The organism is Stenotrophomonas geniculata ATCC 19374 = JCM 13324, assembly GCF_001431625.1.
Taxonomy (GTDB): domain Bacteria; phylum Pseudomonadota; class Gammaproteobacteria; order Xanthomonadales; family Xanthomonadaceae; genus Stenotrophomonas; species Stenotrophomonas geniculata.
Genome location: NZ_LLXT01000043.1, coordinates 1 through 768 on the forward strand (window position 1 = coordinate 1; position 768 = coordinate 768).

1 protein-coding gene is annotated in these 768 nt (G+C 66.5%); it reads left to right on the forward strand.

Going from position 1 to position 768, the window contains the following annotated elements:
- The coding region (locus ARC63_RS02565; protein ID WP_139042359.1) for a TonB-dependent receptor domain-containing protein at positions 1-768 on the forward strand (768 nt) is incomplete at both ends.

The following is a 768-nucleotide window of genomic DNA, read 5'->3' on the forward strand; positions in this document are numbered from 1 at the left end:
TACGGGTGATGACCCGCGGCGACGAGACCGTGCAGCAGGCGGTGTTCGCGAGCGATACCGTCGATCTCGGCAGCGGCTGGTCGGTCCTGGCGGGCTGGCGCTACAATGACTACGAGACCAAGGGCCGCTACCACACCTACCCGGTCACACCGACCTACGCCGTGATGTTCAAGCCCAGCGAGGCGGTCACACTCTACGCCAGCTACATCGAATCGCTGGAAGCGGGCAGCCGCGTGGGCAACAGCTACGCCAACGCCGGCGACGTGCTCGACCCGACCATCAGCAAGCAGTACGAGATCGGCGCGAAGGTCGACGCGGCACGCTGGAATGCGAATCTGGCGGCGTTCCGGCTGGAACGTGGCGCCAACATCGACCAGCTGATCGCCGGCAGCCTGCCTCGCCTGGTGCAGGACGGCATCACGCTGTACGAAGGCATCGAAGCCAATGGCGACCTGCACGTGACAGACGCGCTGACGGTGGGGGGCGGCGTGACCTGGCTGGACCCGACCTACGACAAGTTGTCTCCGGGCAGCGCCTCGCAGGAAGGCAAGCGCACCGCAGGTGCTGCGCGCTGGAGCGCAGTACTGCATGCCACCTACCAGCTGCCATGGGTGGATGGGCTGGAGACCTACGCCGCCGTGCGCTATTACGGCGATGTCTGGTACGACGCCGACAACACCCTGAAGCTGCCCGACTACACGCTGGTCAATGCAGGCATCGGCTATCGCCTGCTCGCCTCCGGCCACCCGGTGACCGTGCGCGCCAGCG